Raw genomic sequence first — 21,363 nt, forward strand, 5'->3', positions numbered from 1 at the left:
CCCTTCCGCCGTGAGACCCGTGGAGCGCCCATGTCCGGCCAGCCCGCAGCCCGCCGCACCGTGCTGAAAGGCGCCGCCCTCGCCGGGGCCGCCGGGCTGGGCGCCGCCGCCTGCTCCACCGAGTCCAAGCTCGGCCACGCGAAGACCCCGACCCCCACCGCCCCGGTCGACCTCGGCGCGGCGGACGAGGTGCCCGTCGGCGGCGCCAAGCTCTACCGCGAGCAGCGGTTGGTGGTGAGCTGCCCGGCCAAGGGCCAGTACAAGGCGTTCAGCGCCCAGTGCACCCACGCGGGCTGCGTCTTCGACAAGGTCGAGGGCATCGAGGGCAACTGCCCCTGCCACGGCAGCCGCTTCGACGTCACGACCGGCAAGGCGCTCAAGGGCCCGGCGACCGCCGCGCTGCCGGAGGTCCCGGTCAAGGTCACCGACGGCAAGCTGGTCGCGGGCCCCGACGCGTAGCGCGACGGTCCCCGCGGGGCCTGTGAGCCCACCCGGAGTGTCAGTGGGCGCCAGTAGGGTGTGAGACATGGCAGACCCCTCCAGCTACCGCCCCAAGCCGGGACAGATCCCCGACTCGCCGGGGGTCTACAAGTTCCGCGACGAGCACCGCCGGGTGATCTACGTCGGGAAGGCGAAGTCCCTGCGCCAGCGGCTCGCCAACTACTTCCAGGACCTGGCTGGCCTGCACCCGCGCACCCGGACCATGGTCACCACGGCCGCCTCCGTGGAGTGGACCGTGGTGTCGACGGAGGTCGAGGCGCTCCAGCTGGAGTACTCGTGGATCAAGGAGTTCGACCCCCGGTTCAACGTCAAGTACCGCGACGACAAGAGCTACCCCTACCTCGCCGTCACCCTCAACGAGGACTTCCCCCGCGTGCAGGTCATGCGCGGCCAGAAGCGCAAGGGCGTCCGGTACTTCGGCCCCTACAGCCACGCCTGGGCCATCCGCGACACCGTCGACCTGCTGCTGCGGGTCTTCCCCGTACGGACCTGCTCCGCCGGCGTGTTCAAGAACGCCGAGCGCACCGGCCGCCCCTGCCTCCTCGGCTACATCGGCAAGTGCTCGGCCCCCTGCGTGGGCCGGGTGAGCCCGGAGGAGCACCGGGAACTGGCCGAGGATTTCTGCGACTTCATGGCCGGCCGCACCGGCACGTACATCCGCCGCCTGGAGAAGGACATGATGGTGGCGGCCGAGGACATGGAGTACGAGCGGGCCGCCCGGCTCCGCGACGACATAGAGGCCCTGAAGCGGGCCATGGAGAAGAGCGCCGTCGTCCTCGCCGACGCCACCGACGCCGACCTGATCGCCGTCGCCGAGGACGAGCTGGAAGCCGCCGTCCAGATCTTCCACGTCCGCGGCGGCCGGGTCCGCGGCCAGCGCGGCTGGGTCACCGACAAGGTGGAGGCGGTCGACACGGCGGGCCTGGTCGAGCACGCGCTCCAGCAGCTGTACGGCGACGAGACCGGCGACGCCGTCCCCAAGGAGGTCCTCGTCCCGGCCCTCCCCGAGGACGTCGAGGCCGTCACCCAGTGGCTCGGCGGCCGCCGCGGGTCGAACGTCTCCCTGCGCATCCCGCAGCGCGGCGACAAGAAGGCGCTGATGGAGACCGTGGGCCGCAACGCCCAGCAGGCCCTCGTGCTGCACAAGACCAAGCGCGCCAGCGACCTCACCACGCGCTCCCGCGCCCTGGAGGAGATCGCCGAGGCGCTGGGTCTCCAGACGGCCCCCCTGCGCATCGAGTGCTTCGACATCTCACACCTCCAGGGCGAGGACGTCGTCGCGTCCATGGTCGTCTTCGAGGACGGCCTGCCCCGCAAGAGCGAGTACCGCCGCTTCCAGATCAGGGGCTTCGAGGGGCAGGACGACGTCCGCTCGATGCACGAGGTCGTCAGCCGCCGCTTCAAGCGGTACCTGGCGGAGCGCGAGCGGACCGGCGAGTGGGCGGTGGAGGAGCCCGACGGCGCCGCAGGCCGCGCCGACGGCGCCATCCCCGGCGCGGTCCCCGCGCCCGGCGAGGCCCCGGCCGCCCCCGGTACCGCGCCCGGCGAGGCCCCGGCCGCCCTCGGTCTCGCCGACGAGACCGGCCGGCCGAAGAAGTTCGCCTATCCGCCCCAGCTCGTGGTCGTCGACGGCGGCCGCCCGCAGGTCGCGGCGGCCCGCCGCGCCCTCGACGAGCTCGGCATCGACGACGTCGCCGTCTGCGGTCTCGCCAAGCGCCTGGAGGAGGTCTGGCTGCCGGACGAGGAGGACCCGGTCGTCCTGCCCCGCAGCAGCGAGGGGCTGTACCTCCTCCAGCGCGTCCGGGACACGGCGCACGACTTCGCCATCCGCTACCAGCGCAGCAAGCGCTCCAAGCGGATCAGGACCAGCCCGCTCGACGACGTCCCCGGTCTCGGCGACACCCGAAAGCAGGCGCTGATCAAGCATTTCGGCTCGGTGAAGCGGCTGCGGCAGGCGACAATCGAGCAGATCTGCGAGGTACCGGGCCTCGGCCGGAAGACCGCCGAAGCCGTGGCCGTCGCCCTCGCGCAGGCCGCCCCGGCCGCTCCCGCCGTGAACACCGCGACAGGAGAGATCATTGAAGACGACGGCGGGGGAACCGCACAGGACGGGGGAAGCAGAGATGACTGAGCACGAGCCACTGGCAACCGGACCGGCAGTCGACCCGGCAGCCGGACCAGCTGTCGAACCGGAAGCCGAACCGGCGGCAGCGCGAGAAGACGGAGCAGCACACGTGAGTACGGGCACGACGATGGAGCCCGGTGAGGCCGCCGAGGCGGCCATCCCCGAGCTGGTGATCATCTCCGGCATGTCCGGCGCCGGGCGCAGCACCGCCGCCAAGTGCCTGGAGGACCTCGGCTGGTTCGTGGTGGACAACCTGCCGCCCGCGCTGATCCCCACCATGGTGGAGCTCGGCGCCCGCTCCCAGGGCAATGTCGCGCGGATCGCCGTCGTCGTCGACGTACGCGGCCGCCAGTTCTTCGAGAGCCTGCGCGAGTCCCTCGCCGACCTCGACGCCAAGCAGGTCACGCGCCGCATCGTCTTCCTGGAGTCGTCCGACGACGCCCTGGTCCGCCGCTTCGAGTCGGTGCGCCGCCCGCACCCGCTCCAGGGCGACGGCCGGATCGTCGACGGCATCGCCGCCGAGCGCGACCTGCTGCGCGAGCTGCGCGGCGACGCCGACCTGGTGATCGACACCTCCAGCCTCAACGTCCACGAGCTGCGCGCCAAGATGGACGCCCAGTTCGCCGGCGACGAGGAGCCGGAGCTGCGCGCCACGGTCATGTCCTTCGGCTACAAGTACGGCCTGCCCGTCGACGCCGACCTGGTGGTGGACTGCCGCTTCCTGCCCAACCCGCACTGGGTGCCGGAGCTGCGCCCGTACACCGGCCTCAACGAAGAGGTCTCGGGGTACGTCTTCAACCAGCCGGGCGCCAAGGAGTTCCTGGACCGGTACACCGAGCTGCTCCAGCTGATCTCCACCGGCTACCGCCGCGAGGGCAAGCGGTACGTCACCATCGCCGTCGGCTGCACCGGCGGGAAGCACCGCTCCGTCGCCATGTCCGAGAAGCTCGCCGCCCGCCTCGCCTCCGAGGGAGTCGAGACCGTCGTCGTCCACCGGGACATGGGGCGCGAGTGAGGCCGTACCGCCGGCGTACGAGCACCCTGTCCGCTCGTACGCTCCGCCGACGCGGCGCGCAGCCCAAGGTCGTCGCCCTCGGCGGCGGCATGGGCCTGTCCGCGTCCCTCGCCGCGCTGCGCCGCATCACCGGCGACCTGACCGCCGTGGTCACGGTCGCCGACGACGGCGGCTCCAGCGGCCGGCTCCGCGAGGAGCTCGGCGTGCTGCCGCCCGGGGACCTGCGCAAGGCCCTGGCGGCGCTGTGCGGTGACGACGACTGGGGCCAGACCTGGGCCAGGGTCATCCAGCACCGCTTCCAGTCGCAGGGCGAGCTGCACGAGCACGCGGTCGGCAATCTGCTGATCGTCGCCCTGTGGGAGCAGCTCGGCGACCACGTCCAGGCACTGGACCTGGTCGGCAGGCTGCTCGGCGCGCACGGCCGGGTGCTGCCCATGTCAGCCGTGCCGCTGGAGCTCCAGGCGCTGGTCAAGGGCCATGATCCCGGGCGCCCGGACGACGTGGACCTGGTGCGCGGGCAGGCCACGGTGGCCCTCACGCCCGGCGAGGTGCAGTCGGTGCACCTCGTGCCGAACGACCCGCCCGCCGTGCCCGAGGCGGTCGCGGCCGTGCTGGACGCGGACTGGGTGGTCCTCGGCCCCGGCTCCTGGTTCTCGTCGGTGATACCGCACCTTCTGGTGCCCGAGTTGCTGGACGCCCTGATCGAGACGAAGGCCCGCCGGGTGCTGTCGCTCAACCTGGCGCCGCAGCCCGGCGAAACCGAGGGCTTCTCCCCGCAGCGTCATTTGGAGGTTTTGGGACGACACGCCCCTAAACTCGCCCTGGACGTGGTGCTGGCCGACGAGGCCGCCGTACCCGACCGCGAGTCCCTCGCAGACGCCGCCCAGCGGCTCGGTGCCGCGGTCGAGCTGGCCCCGGTGGCCAGGAAGGACGGCTTGCCGAAGCACGACCCGGAGCTGTTGGCCGCCGCGTACGACCGTATTTTTCGGATGCATGGAAGGATCGGCCCATGGCGATGACGGCAGCGGTGAAGGACGAAATCTCCCGGCTTCCCGTCACCCGGACCTGCTGCAGAAAGGCGGAGGTCTCGTCGATCCTGCGGTTCGCCGGCGGACTGCACCTGGTCAGCGGGCGGATCGTGATCGAGGCGGAGCTGGACACGGCGATGGCGGCCCGCCGCCTGAAGCGGGACATCGCGGAGATCTTCGGCCACAACTCCGAGTTGATCGTGATGGCACCCGGCGGTCTGCGGCGCGGCTCGCGCTTCGTCGTACGCGTGGTGGCCGGCGGCGACCAGCTGGCGCGGCAGACCGGGCTGGTGGACGGCCGGGGCCGCCCCATCCGGGGACTGCCGCCGCAGGTCGTCTCCGGCGCCACCTGTGACGCCGAGGCCGCCTGGCGCGGCGCGTTCCTGGCGCACGGCTCGCTGACCGAGCCGGGCCGCTCCTCGTCGCTGGAGGTCACCTGCCCGGGACCGGAGGCGGCGCTCGCGCTGGTCGGTGCCGCCCGGCGGCTGTCCATTCCCGCCAAGGCCCGCGAGGTGCGGGGTGTGGACCGCGTGGTGGTACGGGACGGTGACGCGATCGGTGCGCTGCTGACCCGGCTCGGGGCACACGACTCGGTGCTGGCCTGGGAGGAGCGGCGGATGCGCCGCGAGGTCCGCGCCACCGCCAACCGCCTGGCCAACTTCGACGACGCCAACCTGCGCCGCTCGGCCCGCGCGGCCGTCGCCGCCGGCGCCCGGGTGCAGCGCGCCCTGGAGATCCTCGGCGAGGAGGTGCCCGAGCACCTGGCGGCTGCCGGTCGGCTGCGCATGGAGCACAAGCAGGCCTCGTTGGAGGAGCTGGGCGCGCTCGCCGACCCGCCGCTGACCAAGGACGCGGTCGCCGGCCGGATCCGCCGCCTCCTGGCGATGGCCGACAAGCGGGCGCAGGACCTGGGCATTCCGGGCACGGAGTCCAGCTTGACGGAGGAAATGGCCGACGGCCTCGTCGGCTGACGTCCGAGACCCCGGTGTGTGTCATTCGCTGCCGGCGCCCCCTCCCCGGGCGCCGGCAGCGGCGTTTCCCGGGCCCGCGCCCATCCCGCGCCCACCCCGCGCCGGCACCGTACAAGACCTGGCCGGTCTCCCCGAGGCGGTATTGACATGATCATGAAGTCTCACAAGCCTGGCGCTGTTCACTTTCGTGGCAGACAACAGCAAGGGGGGCTAATGAGACGCAGAGCGAGATCGATCCTCGCCGCGGCTTCACTGCTGATCGCCGGACTGGCGGCGGGACCCGTCGCCGGAGCGGTACCGAACGACGACACGGACGGCGACCGCCTGTCCGTATGGCACGCGAAGGTCGGCAAGGACCAGGTGCAGCTGCTCCTCGAAGCCGGTGCCGACGGACATGAGCTGAGCGAGCGCGTCCCCGACAAGGGCACCGCCACCGTCGAGGTGTACCTCACCGGGCCGCAGGCGAAGAGCCTGCGCGACAAGGGCGTCAGCCTCACCGAGCACACCGTCCCCGCCGCCGCCGAGAAGCGCCTCGACGCCGCCGGGGACGGCGTCTTCCGCCCGTACGGCGGCGAGAGGGGGCTCAAGGCGGAGATCATGGCGACCGCCCGCGCCCACCCCGGCATCACCAAGGTCGTCAGCATCGGCAAGACCGTGCGCGGCCAGGACATCCTCGCCCTCAAGCTCACCAAAGCCGCCCAGAAGTCCAAGGACGGCTCCAAGCCCGCCACCCTCTACCTCTCCAACCAGCACGCCCGCGAGTGGATCACCCCCGAGATGACTCGGCGGCTGCTCCACCACTACCTCGCCGGCTACGGCAAGGACCCCCGCATCACGAAGATCGTCGACACCACCGAGCTGTGGTTCGTGCTCTCCGCCAACCCCGACGGCTACGACTTCACGCACGCCGACCCCGCCAACCGCCAGTGGCGCAAGAACCTCCGCGACAACAACGGCGACGGCCGGATCACCCCCGGCGACGGCGTCGACCTCAACCGCAACTTCTCCTACAAGTGGGGCTACGACGACGAGGGCTCGTCCCCCGACCCCGCCGACGAGACCTACCGCGGCCCCGGCCCCATGTCCGAGCCGGAGACGAAGGCGCTCGACGCCTTCCAGAAGCGGATCGGCTTCCAGTACGGCATCAACTACCACTCCGCCGCCCAGCTGATCCTCTACGGCGTGGGCTGGCAGGTCGCCACCGACACCCCTGACGACGTGGCCCTCAAGGCGCTGGCCGGCACCCCGGCCAAGCCCGCGATCCCCGGCTACCGCCCGCAGGTCTCCTCCGAGCTCTACACCACCAACGGCGAAGCCGACGGCCACGCCGCCAACGTCAACGGCATGCAGATGTTCACCCCGGAGATGTCGACCTGCGCCACCGCCTCCCGCGTCGACCCGAACGACCCCTGGGAACCGGCCGACTGCGCCTCCGTCTTCACCTTCCCCGACGACGAGAAGCTGATCCAGCAGGAGTTCGCCAAGAACATCCCGTTCGCGCTCGCCGTCGCCGAATCCGCCGCCCGCCCGGACAGCCCGGTCTCCCCGACCGGTGCCGACGCGCCCCCCTTCGTCCCCGACGCCTTCACCACCTCGTACGCGTACGACGGCGCCGACCAGGAGGTCTCCGTCACCGCCCGCAGATCCCTGCGCGACAAGGAGCTCAAGTACCGCGTCAACGGCGGCCGCACGCACGACCAGCGCCTCGAGGCCTGGGAGGGCGGCGAGACGTACGGCGGCGAGGACAACCTCTACTACGACGAGTACCGCGCCGAGGTCCAGGACGGCGAACCGGGCGACACGGTCGAGGTCTGGTTCACCGGCCGCACCCGCGACGGCGAACGCGTCTCCTCGACCCCCTTCACGTACACCATCGCCGCCCGCCCGCGCGGCGACGTACTGGTCCTCGCCGAGGAGGGCGGCACCGCGCAGCACACGGCCGCGTACACCCAGGCCGTGCGGGACAACGGCCGCCGCGCCGCCGTCTGGGACGTCGCCACCCAGGGAGCCCCGCACCCGCTCGGCGTCCTCGGCCACTTCGGGACCGTCGTCTGGTACACCGGCGCGAACGCGCCCTCCGGCCCCACCATGCTCGCCGTGCGCGACTACCTCAACGAGGGCGGCAAGCTCGTCAACGCCGGCGAGCAGGCGGGCGGCCTGGTCGACATCGGCCGCGCCGACTCCAACGACTTCGCGCAGTACTACCTCGGCGCGTACCACCGCGCCGGGCTGAAGGACCCGACGGGCTTCACCGGTGCCGGGCCCTTCGCCGGTACGGGCGCGTCGCTCGGCCCGGTCGCGGGCAACCCCCTCGACCACGCCGGCGCCTACACCGTCACCTCCGACACCCTCCCGCCGGACCGCTTCCCGCAGTTCCGCAGCGCCGCCGCCGGCGACTACCCCGGCCTGCGCACCCCCTTCGAACCGTCCGAGGGCACCTCCTTCGCGGCCGTCCGGCACGCCGACGACACCTGGGCGCGGCTCACCCGCACCATCGACCTCACCGGTGTCGACGCCGCCTCGAAGCCCACCCTCCGCTTCGCCCTCAGCCACGACACCGAGCCCGGCTACGACAACGTCCTCGTCGAGGCCCACACCGCCGGGCAGGACGACTGGACCACCCTCCCCGACGCCAACGGCAACACCTCCACCACCGTCCCGACCGACTGCGGCGAAGGCTTCTACGTCGCCGGCCACCCCTTCCTCACGCGCTACCTCACCGTCGGCGCCGACGGCTGCACCGCCACCGGCACCACCGGCGCCTGGCACGCTTTCACCGGCGCCTCCAACGGCTGGCGCCAGGCCGCCGTCGACCTGACCGCGTACGCGGGCAAGAAGGTCGAGCTCTCCCTCTCGTACGTCACCGACCCCGGCACCGGCGGGATGGGCGTCTTCGTCGACGACACCGAGCTGGTCGTCGGCTCCGCCCGGCAGGACGGCGAGGGCTTCGAGGCCTCGCTGGGCCCCTGGACCGTCACCGGCCCGCCGGCCGGCAGCCCGGGCAACGGCGCCGACTGGACGCGCTCGCCCGCGCTGTTCCACTCCCAGGCGGCCGTCGCCACCCGCGACACCGTGCTCCTCGGCTTCGGTCTGGAGCACGTGGCCACCGCGGCGGAGCGCAAGCAGCTCCTCGGAAGGGCGCTCACCGCGCTCCGCCGCTGACCCTGCGTAATCGGCGAGAGGCCCCGGGAACCGTACCCACCAGTAGGTACGGGACCCGGGGCCGGACGGATGCGCTGGATGTCACTAGCGCGCCCTAGGCGGGGTAGGGTCGTAATCGGTCGGGGACATCCCAAATAAAACTCGCCGGCGTCGAAACCCGGCGTACCTAACGAGGAGATCGGTTCGTGACGATCCGCGTAGGCATCAACGGCTTTGGCCGCATCGGTCGTAACTACTTCCGCGCGCTGCTGGAGCAGGGTGCAGACATCGAGATCGTGGCTGTCAACGACCTGGGTGACACCGCGACCACCGCTCACCTGCTGAAGTACGACACCATCCTGGGCCGTCTCAAGGCCGAGGTGAGCCACACCGCCGACACCATCACGGTCGACGGCCACACGATCAAGGTGCTGTCCGAGCGCAACCCCGCCGACATCCCGTGGGGCGAGCTGGGCGTCGACATCGTCATCGAGTCGACCGGCATCTTCACGAAGAAGGCCGACGCCGAGAAGCACATCGCCGGCGGCGCGAAGAAGGTCCTCATCTCGGCTCCGGCCAGCGACGAGGACATCACCATCGTCATGGGTGTCAACCAGGACAAGTACGACGCGGCCAACCACCACGTCATCTCCAACGCCTCCTGCACCACCAACTGCGTGGCGCCGATGGCCAAGGTCCTCGACGAGAACTTCGGCATCGTCAAGGGCATGATGACGACCGTCCACGCGTACACCAACGACCAGCGCATCCTGGACTTCCCGCACAAGGACCTCCGCCGCGCCCGCGCCGCCGCGGAGAACATCATCCCGACCTCCACGGGCGCCGCCAAGGCCACCGCGCTGGTCCTCCCACAGCTCAAGGGCAAGCTGGACGGCATCGCCATGCGCGTCCCGGTCCCGACCGGCTCGGTCACCGACCTCGTCATCGAGCTCGACCGCGAGGTCACCAAGGACGAGATCAACACCGCCTTCCAGAAGGCCGCCGAGGGTCAGCTCAAGGGCATCCTGGAGTACACCGAGGACCCGATCGTCTCCTCGGACATCGTCAACTGGCCGGCCTCCTGCACCTTCGACTCGCAGCTGACGATGGTCCAGGGCAAGCAGGTCAAGGTCGTCGGCTGGTACGACAACGAGTGGGGTTACTCCAACCGACTCGTCGACCTCACCGTCTTCGTCGGCGAGCAGCTCTGAGAGTCTAAAGCCACCAGGGCAGGCATCACGATGTGAGCACAGGGCTCGGGCAGCGCAACGCCGCGCTGTACGGGCCCTGTCGCTTGCGCGATCCTCCCTCGCGTTGATCTTCCTAGGAGTACGGAGCAACAGGACAGATGAAGACGATCGACGAACTTCTCCGCCAAGGAGTGGACGGCAAGCGGGTATTCGTCCGCGCCGACCTCAACGTGCCGCTGGACGGCACCACCATCACCGACGACGGCCGCATCCGCGCCGTCCTGCCGACCGTCAAGGCGCTGACCGAGGCCGGTGCCAAGGTCGTCGTGGCGTCGCACCTCGGCCGCCCCAAGGGCGCCCCGGACCTGGCCTTCACGCTGCGGTTCGCCGCCTCGCGCCTCGGCGAGCTCCTCGGCCGCCCGGTGGCCTTCGCCGGCGACACCATCGGCTCCGAGGCCCACTCCGCGGTCTCCAACCTGGAGGCCGGCCAGGTCGCCGTCCTGGAGAACCTCCGCTTCAACGCCGGCGAGACCTCCAAGGACGACGCCGAGCGCGCCGAGTTCGCCGCCCGCCTCGCCGCCCTCGCGGACGTGTACGTCGGCGACGGCTTCGGCGCGGTGCACCGCAAGCACGCCTCCGTCTACGACCTGCCGAAGCTGCTCCCGAGCTACGCCGGGTACCTGATCTCCTCCGAGGTCACCGTCCTCAAGCGGCTCACCGAGGACGTCAAGCGGCCGTACGTCGTCGTCCTCGGCGGCGCCAAGGTCTCCGACAAGCTGGGCGTCATCGACCAGCTGCTGGAGAAGGCCGACCGCATCCTGATCGGCGGCGGCATGGCGTACACCTTCCTCAAGGCCAAGGGCCACGAGGTCGGCATCTCGCTGCTCCAGGAGGACCAGATCCCGGAGTGCCTGAAGTACCTGGCGCGCGCCGAGAAGAAGGGCGTGGAGTTCGTGCTCCCCGTCGACGTCCTGGTCTCCGCCGACTTCCCGGACCTGAAGACCAAGGCCCCGGCGCACCCCACCACGGTGGCCGCCACCGCCATCCCGGCGGACCAGGAGGGTCTGGACATCGGTCCGGAGACCCGCAAGCTGTACGCATCGAAGCTCGCCGACGCGGCCACCGTTTTCTGGAACGGCCCCATGGGCGTCTTCGAGCACCCCGACTACGCCGAGGGCACCAAGGCCGTCGCCCAGGCGCTCGCCGACTCCCCGGCCTTCTCGGTCGTCGGCGGTGGCGACTCCGCCGCGGCCGTCCGGACCCTGGGCTTCGACGAGAACGCTTTCGGCCACATCTCGACCGGCGGCGGCGCGAGCCTCGAGTACCTCGAGGGCAAGACGCTTCCCGGCCTCGCCGCACTGGAGGACTGACCCCTACATGAGCAACACCCGCACCCCGCTGATGGCGGGCAACTGGAAGATGAACCTCAACCACCTGGAGGCCATCGCCCACGTCCAGAAGCTCGCCTTCGCGCTGACCGACAAGGACTACGACGCCGTCGAGGTGGCGGTCCTGGCGCCCTTCACCGACCTGCGCTCCGTGCAGACGCTCGTCGAGGGCGACAAGCTCAAGATCAAGTACGGCGCCCAGGACATCTCGGCGCACGAGTCCGGCGCGTACACCGGCGAGATCTCGGGCGCGATGCTGGCCAAGCTGAAGTGCTCGTACGTGGCCGTCGGCCACTCCGAGCGCCGCCAGTACCACGGCGAGACCGACGAGCTGTGCAACGCCAAGGTGAAGGCCGCCTTCCAGCACGGCCTGACCCCGATCCTCTGCGTCGGCGAGGGCCTGGACGTCCGCAAGGCCGGTGACCAGGTCTCCTACACGCTCGCGCAGCTCGACGGCGGACTGAAGGACATCCCGGCCGAGCAGGCCGAGACGATCGTGATCGCGTACGAGCCGGTGTGGGCCATCGGCACCGGCGAGGTCGCCACCCCCGAGGACGCGCAGGAGGTCTGCGGAGCGATCCGCGGGCGTCTGGCCGAGCTGTACTCGCAGGAGCTGGCCGACAAGGTCCGCATCCAGTACGGCGGCTCGGTCAAGGCGTCGAACGTCGCCGCGATCATGGCGCAGCCGGACGTGGACGGAGCCCTGGTGGGCGGCGCGGCGCTGGACGCCGACGAGTTCGTCAAGATCGTGCGCTTCCGCGACCAGTAAGTATGCGGTAGAGCGGATCCGTCGTACTCTTGCGGGGGCCGGGGCCCGGAATCCGGGCGCCGTGCCCCCGCAGTGCGTAGAAGTCCGTTTGTCGGTGTAGTCCGAGAATTGCCAGGAAGTAGGGTCCAGCCGTGGTTATGGGGTTCTCGATCGCCCTGATCGTCTTCAGCCTGCTGCTGATGCTGCTGGTGCTGATGCACAAGGGGAAGGGCGGCGGCCTCTCCGACATGTTCGGCGGCGGCATGCAGTCGTCCGTCGGCGGCTCGTCGGTCGCCGAGCGCAACCTGGACCGCATCACCGTGGTGGTCGGTCTGCTGTGGTTCGCGTGCATCGTCGTCCTCGCGCTGCTGGTGAAGCTGGACGGCTGAGCCATCGGTTCCGTGTCCCGTGGCCGGGTGTAACTCCCACCACTGGACGCGCGTTGGGCCTTACGTAGACTGGGGCATCTTCGAGCACCATCACGCAGGGAGTTACGACCGTGGCAAGTGGCAACGCGATCCGGGGAAGCCGGGTCGGGGCGGGGCCGATGGGGGAGGCCGAGCGGGGCGAATCCGCGCCGCGTCTCCGGATCTCCTTCTGGTGCTCGAACGGGCACGAGACCCAGCCGAGCTTCGCCAGCGACGCGCAGGTTCCCGACACCTGGGACTGCCCGCGGTGCGGGTTCCCGGCCGGCCAGGACCGGGACAACCCGCCGGACCCGCCGCGCACCGAGCCGTACAAGACGCACCTGGCGTACGTACGAGAGCGGCGCAGCGACGCGGACGGCGAGGCGATCCTGGCCGAGGCGCTGGCCAAACTGCGGGGCGAGATCTGACCTGGACGACGACGGGCTTCGCCGGTGGACATCACCGGCGGGGCCCGTTGTCAGTGGTGCCCTCTATCGTCGTGCTCATCGCCTCACCGGCGCCCGGGATCAATTAGGTTGGAGTCGCAGCGGGGCAAGCAGGCACGTACGAGAAGAAGTGGGCTGATGTCCGAGATGAACGCAGAAGGACGTACCAGGCTCAACCGGTTGCCCGAGTGGACGGCTCTGGGCAAGCACCGGGAGCAGCTGGGGGAGACGCATCTGCGCGAGCTGTTCGCCACCGACCCGGAGCGCGGCAGCCGGTTCACCCTGCGGGTGGGCGACCTGTATCTGGACTACTCCAAGCAGCTGGTCACCGACGAGACGCTGAGGCTCCTGCGGGAGCTGGCCGCGGCGACCGGGGTGGCCGAGCTGCGGGACGCCATGTTCCGCGGCGAGAAGATCAACACCACCGAGAACCGCGCCGTGCTGCACACCGCGCTGCGCGCCCCGCGCGACGCCGTGATCGAGGTCGACGGGGAGAACGTTGTCCCCGGCGTCCACGCCGTGCTCGAGAAGATGGCCGCGTTCTCCGAGCGGGTCCGCTCCGGTGCGTGGACCGGCCACACCGGAAAGCCCATCAAGAACGTCGTCAACATCGGTATCGGCGGCTCCGACCTCGGCCCGGCGATGGCGTACGAGGCGCTGCGCTCCTTCACCCAGCGGGACCTGACGTTCCGTTTCGTGTCGAACGTCGACGGTGCCGACCTGCACGAGGCGATCCGCGACCTGGACGCCGCCGAGACGCTGTTCATCATCGCGTCCAAGACCTTCACCACCATCGAGACCATCACCAACGCCACCTCCGCCCGTGACTGGCTGCTCACCGAGCTGAGGGCCGGTCAGGAGGCCGTCGCCAAGCACTTCGTGGCGCTGTCGACGAATGCCGGGAAGGTCGAGGAATTCGGCATCGACACGGCGAACATGTTCGAGTTCTGGGACTGGGTCGGCGGCCGGTACTCGTACGACTCCGCCATCGGCCTCTCCCTGATGATCGCCATCGGACCGGACCGCTTCCGGGAGATGCTCGACGGCTTCCACCTCGTCGACGAGCACTTCCGCACCGCTCCGCCCGAGGAGAACGCGCCCCTGCTGCTGGGCCTGCTGGGCATCTGGTACGGCGCCTTCTTCGACGCCCAGTCGCACGCCGTCCTGCCGTACAGCCACTACCTGTCGAAGTTCACGGCGTACCTCCAGCAGCTCGACATGGAGTCCAACGGCAAGTCCGTCGACCGCGAGGGCAACCCCGTCGACTGGCAGACCGGCCCGGTCGTCTGGGGCACCCCCGGCACCAACGGGCAGCACGCCTACTACCAGTTGATCCACCAGGGCACCAAGGTCATCCCGGCCGACTTCATCGGCTTCGCCAAGCCGGTCCCCGACCTGCTGCCCGGCCTGGTCGCCCAGCACGACCTGCTCATGGCCAACTTCTTCGCCCAGACGCAGGCGCTCGCCTTCGGCAAGACGCCCGAGGAGGTACGCGCCGAGGGCGTCCCGGAGGAGCTGGTGCCGCACAAGACCTTCCGCGGCAACCACCCGACGACCACGATCCTCGCCGACGAACTGACGCCGTCCGTGCTGGGCCAGCTCATCGCGCTGTACGAGCACAAGGTCTTCGTCCAGGGCGCCGTCTGGAACATCGACTCCTTCGACCAGTGGGGCGTCGAGCTCGGCAAGGTACTGGCCAAGAAGATCGAGCCGGTGCTCACCGAGGGCAAGGGCGGCGAGAGCCTGGACAGCTCCACCGCCGCGCTGGCCGACCGGTACCGCGCGCTCCGCGGCCGTAGGGCATAGGCAGGCAGATCCGATGACGGGGGAGAACGCGGTGCGGCTGCGGCCGCCGGCACACACGCTGAACGAGCGGGCCATCGGCTGGTGGCGGGCGCAGCTGCTGCTGCTGACGGCGGTGCCGGTGGTCGTGCTGGTCCTGCTCGGCGGCTTCATCGGGCCCGCCCGGCCCTGGCTGCTCGCGGGCGCGGCGGCCGGGGCCGTACTGGGGCTCGTCTGCACCGCGTTCCTCCCCCGCTGGTGGTTCACCGTCCACCGCTGGGAGGTGACGGACGACGCCGTCTATGTCCGAACCGGCTCCTTCTGGCAGGAGTGGCGGATCGCGCCGATGTCCCGGATCCAGACCGTGGACACCGTGCGCGGCCCGCTGGAGCAGGTCTTCCGGCTCGCCACGGTGACCGTCACCACCGCCTCCGCCAAGGGTGCCCTCCGCATCGAGGGACTGGACCACGAGGTGGCCGCGGCCCTCGCCGAGCGGCTGACCCGCATCACCCGGGCCACCCCCGGCGACGCGACATGACCGCCCCGGGGAGCCCCGCCGACGGTCGGCACGCCGACGGCGACTGGCGGCGGCTGGACAAGCGGACGGTCCTTGTCACCGCCCTGGTCATGGCCGGCGTCTCGGTCGGCGGTGGGGTCCCCGCCTTCCTCGGCCTCTCCGGAGGGATGGCCGCCTGGCAGGCGCTCGCCCTCGTGGTGGCCGGTGCGGCGCTGCTCGTGACCGGCGCGGCCGCCGCCGACTACGTCCGCTGGCGCAGGACCCGCTACCGCATCGGACCCGAGCGCGCCGAACTCCACACCGGCCTGCTCCTGGTCAAGCGCCGCTCCCTGGCGAGGGAGCGCATCCGCAGCGTCGACCTGACGGCCCATCCGCTGCTGCGCGTCCTCGGACTCGTCAAGGTCCGCATGGGAACCGGTGAGCACACCGGCGGCGGCGAGTCGACCCTGGAGCTCGACGCCGTCACCCGGGCCGAGGGGGAGCGGCTGCGCCGCGAGCTCCTGGACCGGACCCTGACCCGGCCTCAGGACGACCGCCAGGACGGCGAACTGGCCGCCCTCGACCCGGCCTGGATCCGGTACGCCCCGGTGTCGTTCGTCGCCCCGGTGCTGGGCGGAGCGGCGGCCGGTGCCGTGATGCAGGTCAGCGAGTGGTTCGGCGCCCGGCGGGAGGTCATCCACTGGATAGGGGACCGCTTCCGCGAGACGCCCCTGGTGTGGGTCGTGGTGACACTCGTCGCGGCCGCCGTACTCACGGGCGCCGTCGGCGCGCTCGGCCTGTGGGTCGAGATGTGGTGGAACTACCGGCTGGAGCGCGAGCCGGGCGGCACCCTCAGGGTCCGGCGGGGCCTGCTCACCGCGCGCTCGGTCTCCATCGAGGAGCGGCGGCTGCGCGGCGTGGAACTCGTCGAACCGCTCGGTGTGCGCCTCAGCGGCGCCGCCCGGCTCGACGCGGTCGCCACCGGCCTGGTCAAGGACCAGGAGGACAAGCACGCCGACCTGCGGACGCTGCTGCCCGCCGCGCCGCGCGCCGTCGCGGACACGGTGGCCGCCCGGGTGCTCCGCGAACCCGCCGCCCCCACCGGTGCGCCCCTCACCGCCCACCCCCGCGCGGCCCGCACCCGGCGCCTGCGCTGGGCCCTCGCCGCCGCCCTCCCGCCCGTGCTGGTCCTCGCCCTCCTCGGAGCGCTCCTCACCGACGTACTGCTCTACGCGGCGGCCGTCTGCGCCATGGTGCTCGTGCCGCTCGCGGTGGTCCTCGCCCTGGACGCGTACCGGAGCCTGGGCCACGGCCTCAGCGGCGGCTACCTCGTCACCCGCTCCGGCACCCTCCGCCGGGCGACGGTCGCCCTCCAGCGCGGCGGCGTCATCGGCTGGACGGTCAAGCAGTCGTACGTCCAGCGCCGCGCGGGCCTGATCACCCTGACCGCCACCACGGCGGCGGGCACCGGCGCGTACGCCGTCCACGACGCCGACGAGACGGAGGGCCTGCGCTTCGCGGCGGAGGCGGTTCCGGAACTGCTGGAGCCCTTCCTCGAACCGCGGACATGAGGAACGGCCCGGTTCACCTCTCGGTGAGCCGGGCCGTTACGGTCTGTCCGTCCGCCCGTCAGGGCGACGCCGGTGGATACAGCGCGCGCGGCAGGCGGGAGGCCGCCGCCGCGTCCAGGAGCCACAGGGTGCGGGAGCGGCCGTACGCCCCGGCGGCCGGGGTCTGGAGCTCTCCCGCGCCCGACAGGGCGATGGCCGCCGCCTTCGCCTTGTCCTCGCCCGCCGCCAGCAGCCACACCTCACGTGCCGCCCGGATCGCCGGGAAGGTCAGCGAGATACGGGTCGGCGGCGGCTTCGGTGCGCCGTGGACGCCCACCACCGTGCGCTCGGTCTCGCGCGTCGCCGGGTGCTCCGGGAAGAGCGAAGCGACGTGCGTGTCCGGGCCGACGCCCAGCAGGAGGACGTCGAAGGCGGGTACCGGGCCGTGGTCGTCGGGCCGGGCGGCCGCGGCGAGCTCCTCGGCGTAGGCGGCGGCTGCCGCGTCCGCGTCCGAGCCGTGCGCGCCGCCCGCCACCGGCATGGTGTGCACGCGCGCCGGGTCCAGCGGGACGCCGTCCAGCAGGGCGGCGCGGGCCTGGGTGTCGTTGCGGTCCGGGTCGCCCTCCGGCAGGAACCTTTCGTCGCCCCACCACAGGTCCAGCCGCGACCAGTCGATCGCGTCCCGGGCGGGGGAGGAGCCCAGCGCGGCGAGCAGGCCGTTGCCGTTGCGGCCGCCCGTCAGGACCACCGAGGCGGAGCCCCGGGCGGCCTGGGCGTCAACGATCTTGGTGATCAGCCGGGCCGCCGCGGCCTGCGCCATCAGCTCCTTGTCCCGGTGGACCACCAGCTGCGGAGCGCTCACTTGGCGGCCGCCTTCTTGGCCTGTGCCTTCGCCGCGCCCGCGGGCGCCTTCTCCGGGGCCGCCTTCTTGGCCGGCTCCTGAGAAGTGGCTGCCTCCGCGGCGGGCTTTTCAGGAGCGGTCGCGGCCGCCGGCTCGCCCAGCCGGTCGACGCCGTAGCGCAGCGCCGACGCGTACGTGTCGTCCGGGTCCAGCCGCCGCAGCTCCTCCGCGATCAGCTCCGCGGTCTCCCGCCGCTTGAGCGCGACCGCCCGGTCCGGCTGCCCCTGGATGGAGAGGGTGGCCAGCGAGCCGTCCGCCCGGTCCAGCACGATCGGACCGCAGTCGGTCGCCAGCCGGACGGCGGTGAGCCCCGGCCCCTGCGAACCCGACCGCTTCACCGGGATCTTCAGCCGGTCGGCCAGCCACATGGCCAGGAGCTCGACGCTCGGGTTGTACTCCTCGCCCTCCACCTCGGCCGACGTGACCTCGCACGCGATCTGGTCCAGGGCCGCCGCCAGCATGGAACGCCACGGCGTGATCCGCGTCCAGGACAGGTCCGTGTCGCCCGGGGTGTAGGCGGCGGCGCGGGCCTTCAGCTCCTCGATGGGGTGCTCGGCGGCGTAGGTGTCGGTGACCCGCCGCTGCCCGAGGGCGCCCAGCGGGTCGCTCGCGGGGTCGGTCGGCGCGTCGACCGGCCACCACACCACCACCGGGGCATCCGGCAAGAGCAGCGGCAGCACGACCGACTGGGCGTGGTTGATCACCTCGCCGTACAGCCGCAGTACCACCGTCTCGCCGGTCCCGGCGGCGGTACCCACCCGCACCTCGGCGTCCAGGCGCGCCTGGGCGCGGTCCCGGGGCGACCGCGAGACCCGCTTGATGACGACGAGCTTGCGCGAGGGGTGCTCGCGGGACGCCTCGTTGGCGGCCTTGAGCGCGTCGTACGCGTTCTCCTCGTCCGTGACGATGACCAGGGTGAGGACCATGCCGATGGCCGGCGTGCCGATGGCCCGCCGCGCCTGCACCAGGGCCTTGTTGATCTTGCCAGACGAGGTGTCCGTAAGGTCGATCTTCATGGCCGGCGCCAGCTCCGTCCGTCTCGTGCGAGCATTTCGTCCGCCTCGACCGGCCCCCAGCTCCCGGCCTGGTACTGCGCCGGCTTGCCGTGCTTGTCCCAGTACTGCTCGATCGGGTCGAGGATCTTCCAGGACAGCTCGACCTCCTCCGTGCGCGGGAAGAGGTTGGCGTCGCCGAGCAGGACGTCGAGGATCAGCCGCTCGTACGCCTCCGGGCTGGACTCCGTGAAGGACTCGCCGTACGCGAAGTCCATCGAGACGTCCCGCACCTCCATCGAGGTGCCCGGCACCTTGGAGCCGAAGCGCATGGTCACGCCCTCGTCCGGCTGGACGCGGATGACCAGGGCGTTCTGCCCGAGCTCCTCGGTCGCCGTGTGGTCGAAGGGCGAGTGCGGCGCGCGCTGGAAGACCACCGCGATCTCGGTGACCCGGCGGCCCAGCCGCTTTCCGGTGCGCAGGTAGAAGGGGACGCCCGCCCAGCGGCGGTTGTCGATCCCCAGCTTGATCGCGGCGTACGTGTCGGTCTTGGAGTTCGGGTCGATGCCCTCCTCCTCCAGGTAGCCGACCGCCTGCGCGCCGCCCTGCCACCCGGCGGCGTACTGCGCGCGCACGGTCGACTTGCCGAGGTCCTTCGGCAGCCGCACCGCGCCCAGCACCTTGGTCTTCTCGGCGGCGAGCGCGTCGGCGTCGAAGGAGGCGGGCTCCTCCATCGCGGTCAGCGCGAGCAGCTGGAGGAGGTGGTTCTGGATGACGTCACGGGCGGCGCCGATGCCGTCGTAGTAGCCGGCGCGGCCGCCGATGCCGATGTCCTCGGCCATGGTGATCTGTACGTGGTCGACGTACGACCGGTTCCAGATCGGCTCGAAGAGCGTGTTGGCGAACCGCAGCGCCAGGATGTTCTGGACGGTCTCCTTGCCCAGGTAGTGGTCGATCCGGAAGACCTGCTCCGGGGCGAACACCTCGTGGACGATGGAGTTGAGCTCCTTGGCGGAGGCCAGGTCGTGCCCGAAGGGCTTCTCGATGACCGCGCGCCGCCAGCAGCCCTCCTTCTGGTCGGCCAGCCCGTGCTTCTTCAGCTGCTGGACGACGACGGGGAAGAACTTGGGCGGCACGGACAGGTAGAAGGCGAAGTTGCCGCCGGTGCCCTGCGCCTGGTCCAGCTCCTCCATCGTCTTCTTGAGGGTCTCGAAGGCTTCGTTGTCGTCGAAGTTGCCCTGGACGAAGCGCATGCCCTGGCTCAGCTGCTGCCAGACCTCCTCGCGGAACGGCGTGCGCGCGTGCTGCTTGACGGCCTGGTAGACCTCGTCCGCGAAGTCCTCGTCGGCCCACTCGCGGCGGGCGAACCCGATCAGCGAGAAGCCCGGCGGCAACAGGCCGCGGTTGGCGAGGTCGTACACCGCGGGCATCAGCTTTTTACGGGACAAATCGCCCGTGACGCCGAAGATCACCAGACCCGACGGCCCCGCGATGCGCGGGAGCCGTCGGTCTGCGGCGTCACGAAGCGGGTTGGCTCCGTGAAGAACGGACAATGTTCTTACGCCTCCGAAGGTGCGAGGCGCTTGAGCTCCGCCTCGGTCGACTTGAGCAGGTCGTTCCAGGACGCCTCGAACTTGTCGACGCCCTCGTCCTCCAGCAGCTGCACGACGTCGTCGTACCCGATGCCGAGCTTCTCGAGGGCCGCGAGGTCCGCGCGCGCCTGCTCGTACGTGCCCGCGATCGTGTTGCCGGTGATCTCACCGTGATCGGCGGTGGCCTCGAGGGTGGCCTCCGGCATGGTGTTGACCGTGCCCGGCGCGACCAGCTCGTCGACGTACAGCGTGTCCTTGTACGCCGGGTCCTTGACGCCGGTCGAGGCCCACAGCGGACGCTGCTTGTTGGCCTGCGCCTTGTCCAGGGCCGCCCAGCGGTCGGACGAGAACACCTCTTCGTACGCCTCGTACGCCAGACGGGCGTTGGCCAGGGCGGCCTTGCCGCGCAGCGCCTTGGCCTCGTCGGTGCCGATCGAGTCCAGCCGCTTGTCGATCTCGGTGTCCACCCGGGACACGAAGAAGGACGCCACCGAGTGGATCTTCGACAGGTCCAGGCCGCGCTCCTTGGCCTTCTCCAGGCCGGCCAGGTACGCGTCCATGACCGCGCGGTAGCGCTCCAGCGAGAAGATCAGCGTGACGTTGACGCTGATGCCGAGGCCGATGACCTCGGTGATCGCCGGCAGGCCCGCCTGGGTGGCCGGGATCTTGATGAGCGTGTTCGGCCGGTCCACCAGCCACGCCAGCTGCTTCGCCTCGGCGACCGTCGCCTTGGTGTTGTGCGCCAGGCGCGGGTCGACCTCGATCGACACCCGGCCGTCCTGGCCCTGCGTGGCGTCGAAGACCGGGCGCAGGATGTCGGCGGCGTCGCGGACGTCCGCCGTCGTGATCATGCGGATGGCTTCCTCGACGGTGACCTCGCGGGCGGCGAGGTCCTCCAGCTGCTGGTCGTAACCGTGGCCCTCGGAGATCGCCTTCTGGAAGATCGAGGGGTTGGTGGTGACGCCCACGACGTGGCTCTGGTCGATCAGCTCGGCCAGGTTGCCGGAGGTGATCCGCTTGCGCGACAGGTCGTCCAGCCAGATCGCGACGCCTTCGTCGGAGAGGCGCTTGAGTGCGTCTGTCATGAGAG

The 21,363-nt window shown here is 71.2% G+C and carries 18 protein-coding genes; 14 read left to right on the top strand and 4 right to left on the bottom strand.

Features of this window, described 5'->3' with window-relative positions; genetic code table 11:
* Nucleotides 1-30: 30 nt before the first annotated feature.
* The 14 genes from ABZX67_RS16135 to ABZX67_RS16200 all read left to right on the top strand — a co-directional run bounded on the left by ABZX67_RS16135 (nt 31) and on the right by ABZX67_RS16200 (nt 16,809).
* On the top strand, nt 31-459 hold the full coding sequence (locus tag ABZX67_RS16135; protein ID WP_355360111.1) for a Rieske (2Fe-2S) protein: 429 nt from the start codon (nt 31-33) through the stop codon (nt 457-459).
* A 67-nt stretch (nt 460-526) separates the two neighbouring features.
* Complete coding sequence (gene uvrC / locus ABZX67_RS16140; protein ID WP_355360114.1) at nt 527-2,632, top strand: excinuclease ABC subunit UvrC; 2,106 nt, start codon at nt 527-529, stop codon at nt 2,630-2,632.
* 121 nt (nt 2,633-2,753) lie between these two features.
* Nucleotides 2,754-3,641, top strand: coding sequence for an RNase adapter RapZ (gene rapZ, locus ABZX67_RS16145; protein ID WP_355360389.1), 888 nt, complete (start codon nt 2,754-2,756; stop codon nt 3,639-3,641).
* Complete coding sequence (gene yvcK / locus ABZX67_RS16150) at nt 3,638-4,660, top strand: uridine diphosphate-N-acetylglucosamine-binding protein YvcK (protein ID WP_355360117.1); 1,023 nt, start codon at nt 3,638-3,640, stop codon at nt 4,658-4,660. Before rapZ ends, yvcK begins: the two co-directional genes overlap by 4 nt.
* The gene (whiA, locus tag ABZX67_RS16155) at nt 4,651-5,640 is read left to right on the top strand and encodes a DNA-binding protein WhiA (protein ID WP_355360120.1); all 990 of its coding nucleotides are present in this window, start codon (nt 4,651-4,653) and stop codon (nt 5,638-5,640) included. The genes yvcK and whiA overlap by 10 nt, the downstream gene beginning before the upstream one ends.
* Before the next feature lie 213 nt (nt 5,641-5,853).
* Nucleotides 5,854-8,802, top strand: a complete 2,949-nt coding sequence (locus ABZX67_RS16160; RefSeq protein WP_355360123.1) for a M14 family zinc carboxypeptidase — start codon at nt 5,854-5,856, stop codon at nt 8,800-8,802.
* Between the two features lie 185 nt (nt 8,803-8,987).
* Nucleotides 8,988-9,992, top strand: a complete 1,005-nt coding sequence (gene gap / locus ABZX67_RS16165) for a type I glyceraldehyde-3-phosphate dehydrogenase (protein ID WP_355360126.1) — start codon at nt 8,988-8,990, stop codon at nt 9,990-9,992.
* 137 nt (nt 9,993-10,129) lie between these two features.
* A complete protein-coding gene (locus tag ABZX67_RS16170) occupies nt 10,130-11,341 on the top strand; it encodes a phosphoglycerate kinase (RefSeq protein WP_355360129.1) in 1,212 nt (403 codons plus the stop codon).
* A gap of 7 nt (nt 11,342-11,348) precedes the next feature.
* A complete protein-coding gene (gene tpiA / locus ABZX67_RS16175) occupies nt 11,349-12,128 on the top strand; it encodes a triose-phosphate isomerase (RefSeq protein ID WP_355360132.1) in 780 nt (259 codons plus the stop codon).
* A 137-nt stretch (nt 12,129-12,265) separates the two neighbouring features.
* Nucleotides 12,266-12,496 carry a preprotein translocase subunit SecG gene (secG, locus tag ABZX67_RS16180; protein ID WP_031072642.1) on the top strand — a complete coding sequence of 77 codons (231 nt, stop codon included), beginning with the start codon at nt 12,266-12,268 and terminating at the stop codon, nt 12,494-12,496.
* Between the two features lie 110 nt (nt 12,497-12,606).
* Nucleotides 12,607-12,942: an RNA polymerase-binding protein RbpA gene (locus tag ABZX67_RS16185; RefSeq protein WP_003957010.1), complete on the top strand. Its 336-nt coding sequence runs from the start codon at nt 12,607-12,609 to the stop codon at nt 12,940-12,942.
* Nucleotides 12,943-13,107: 165 nt separating this feature from the next.
* Entirely contained in the window at nt 13,108-14,766 is a 1,659-nt protein-coding gene (pgi, locus tag ABZX67_RS16190; RefSeq protein WP_355360393.1) for a glucose-6-phosphate isomerase, read from the top strand.
* 13 nt (nt 14,767-14,779) lie between these two features.
* Entirely contained in the window at nt 14,780-15,280 is a 501-nt protein-coding gene (locus tag ABZX67_RS16195) for a PH domain-containing protein (RefSeq protein WP_355360135.1), read from the top strand.
* A complete protein-coding gene (locus tag ABZX67_RS16200) occupies nt 15,277-16,809 on the top strand; it encodes a PH domain-containing protein (RefSeq protein WP_355360138.1) in 1,533 nt (510 codons plus the stop codon). Before ABZX67_RS16195 ends, ABZX67_RS16200 begins: the two co-directional genes overlap by 4 nt.
* A 58-nt stretch (nt 16,810-16,867) precedes the next feature.
* Here the strand turns inward: ABZX67_RS16200 and pgl are convergent, their stop codons facing one another.
* Genes pgl through tal form a run of 4 tightly spaced genes read right to left on the bottom strand, consistent with a single transcriptional unit; the run spans nt 16,868 to nt 21,358 of the window.
* A complete protein-coding gene (gene pgl / locus ABZX67_RS16205) occupies nt 16,868-17,650 on the bottom strand; it encodes a 6-phosphogluconolactonase (protein ID WP_355360141.1) in 783 nt (260 codons plus the stop codon).
* Nucleotides 17,647-18,705: a glucose-6-phosphate dehydrogenase assembly protein OpcA gene (gene opcA / locus ABZX67_RS16210; RefSeq protein WP_355360144.1), complete on the bottom strand. Its 1,059-nt coding sequence runs from the start codon at nt 18,703-18,705 to the stop codon at nt 17,647-17,649. Before opcA ends, pgl begins: the two co-directional genes overlap by 4 nt.
* Nucleotides 18,702-20,234: a glucose-6-phosphate dehydrogenase gene (gene zwf, locus ABZX67_RS16215; RefSeq protein WP_355360147.1), complete on the bottom strand. Its 1,533-nt coding sequence runs from the start codon at nt 20,232-20,234 to the stop codon at nt 18,702-18,704. The genes opcA and zwf overlap by 4 nt, the downstream gene beginning before the upstream one ends.
* A gap of 5 nt (nt 20,235-20,239) precedes the next feature.
* Entirely contained in the window at nt 20,240-21,358 is a 1,119-nt protein-coding gene (gene tal / locus ABZX67_RS16220; protein WP_355360150.1) for a transaldolase, read from the bottom strand.
* Nucleotides 21,359-21,363 lie beyond the last annotated feature (5 nt).

This window comes from Streptomyces sp. NPDC003036 (genome assembly GCF_040611175.1).
Classification (GTDB): Bacteria; Actinomycetota; Actinomycetes; order Streptomycetales; family Streptomycetaceae; genus Streptomyces.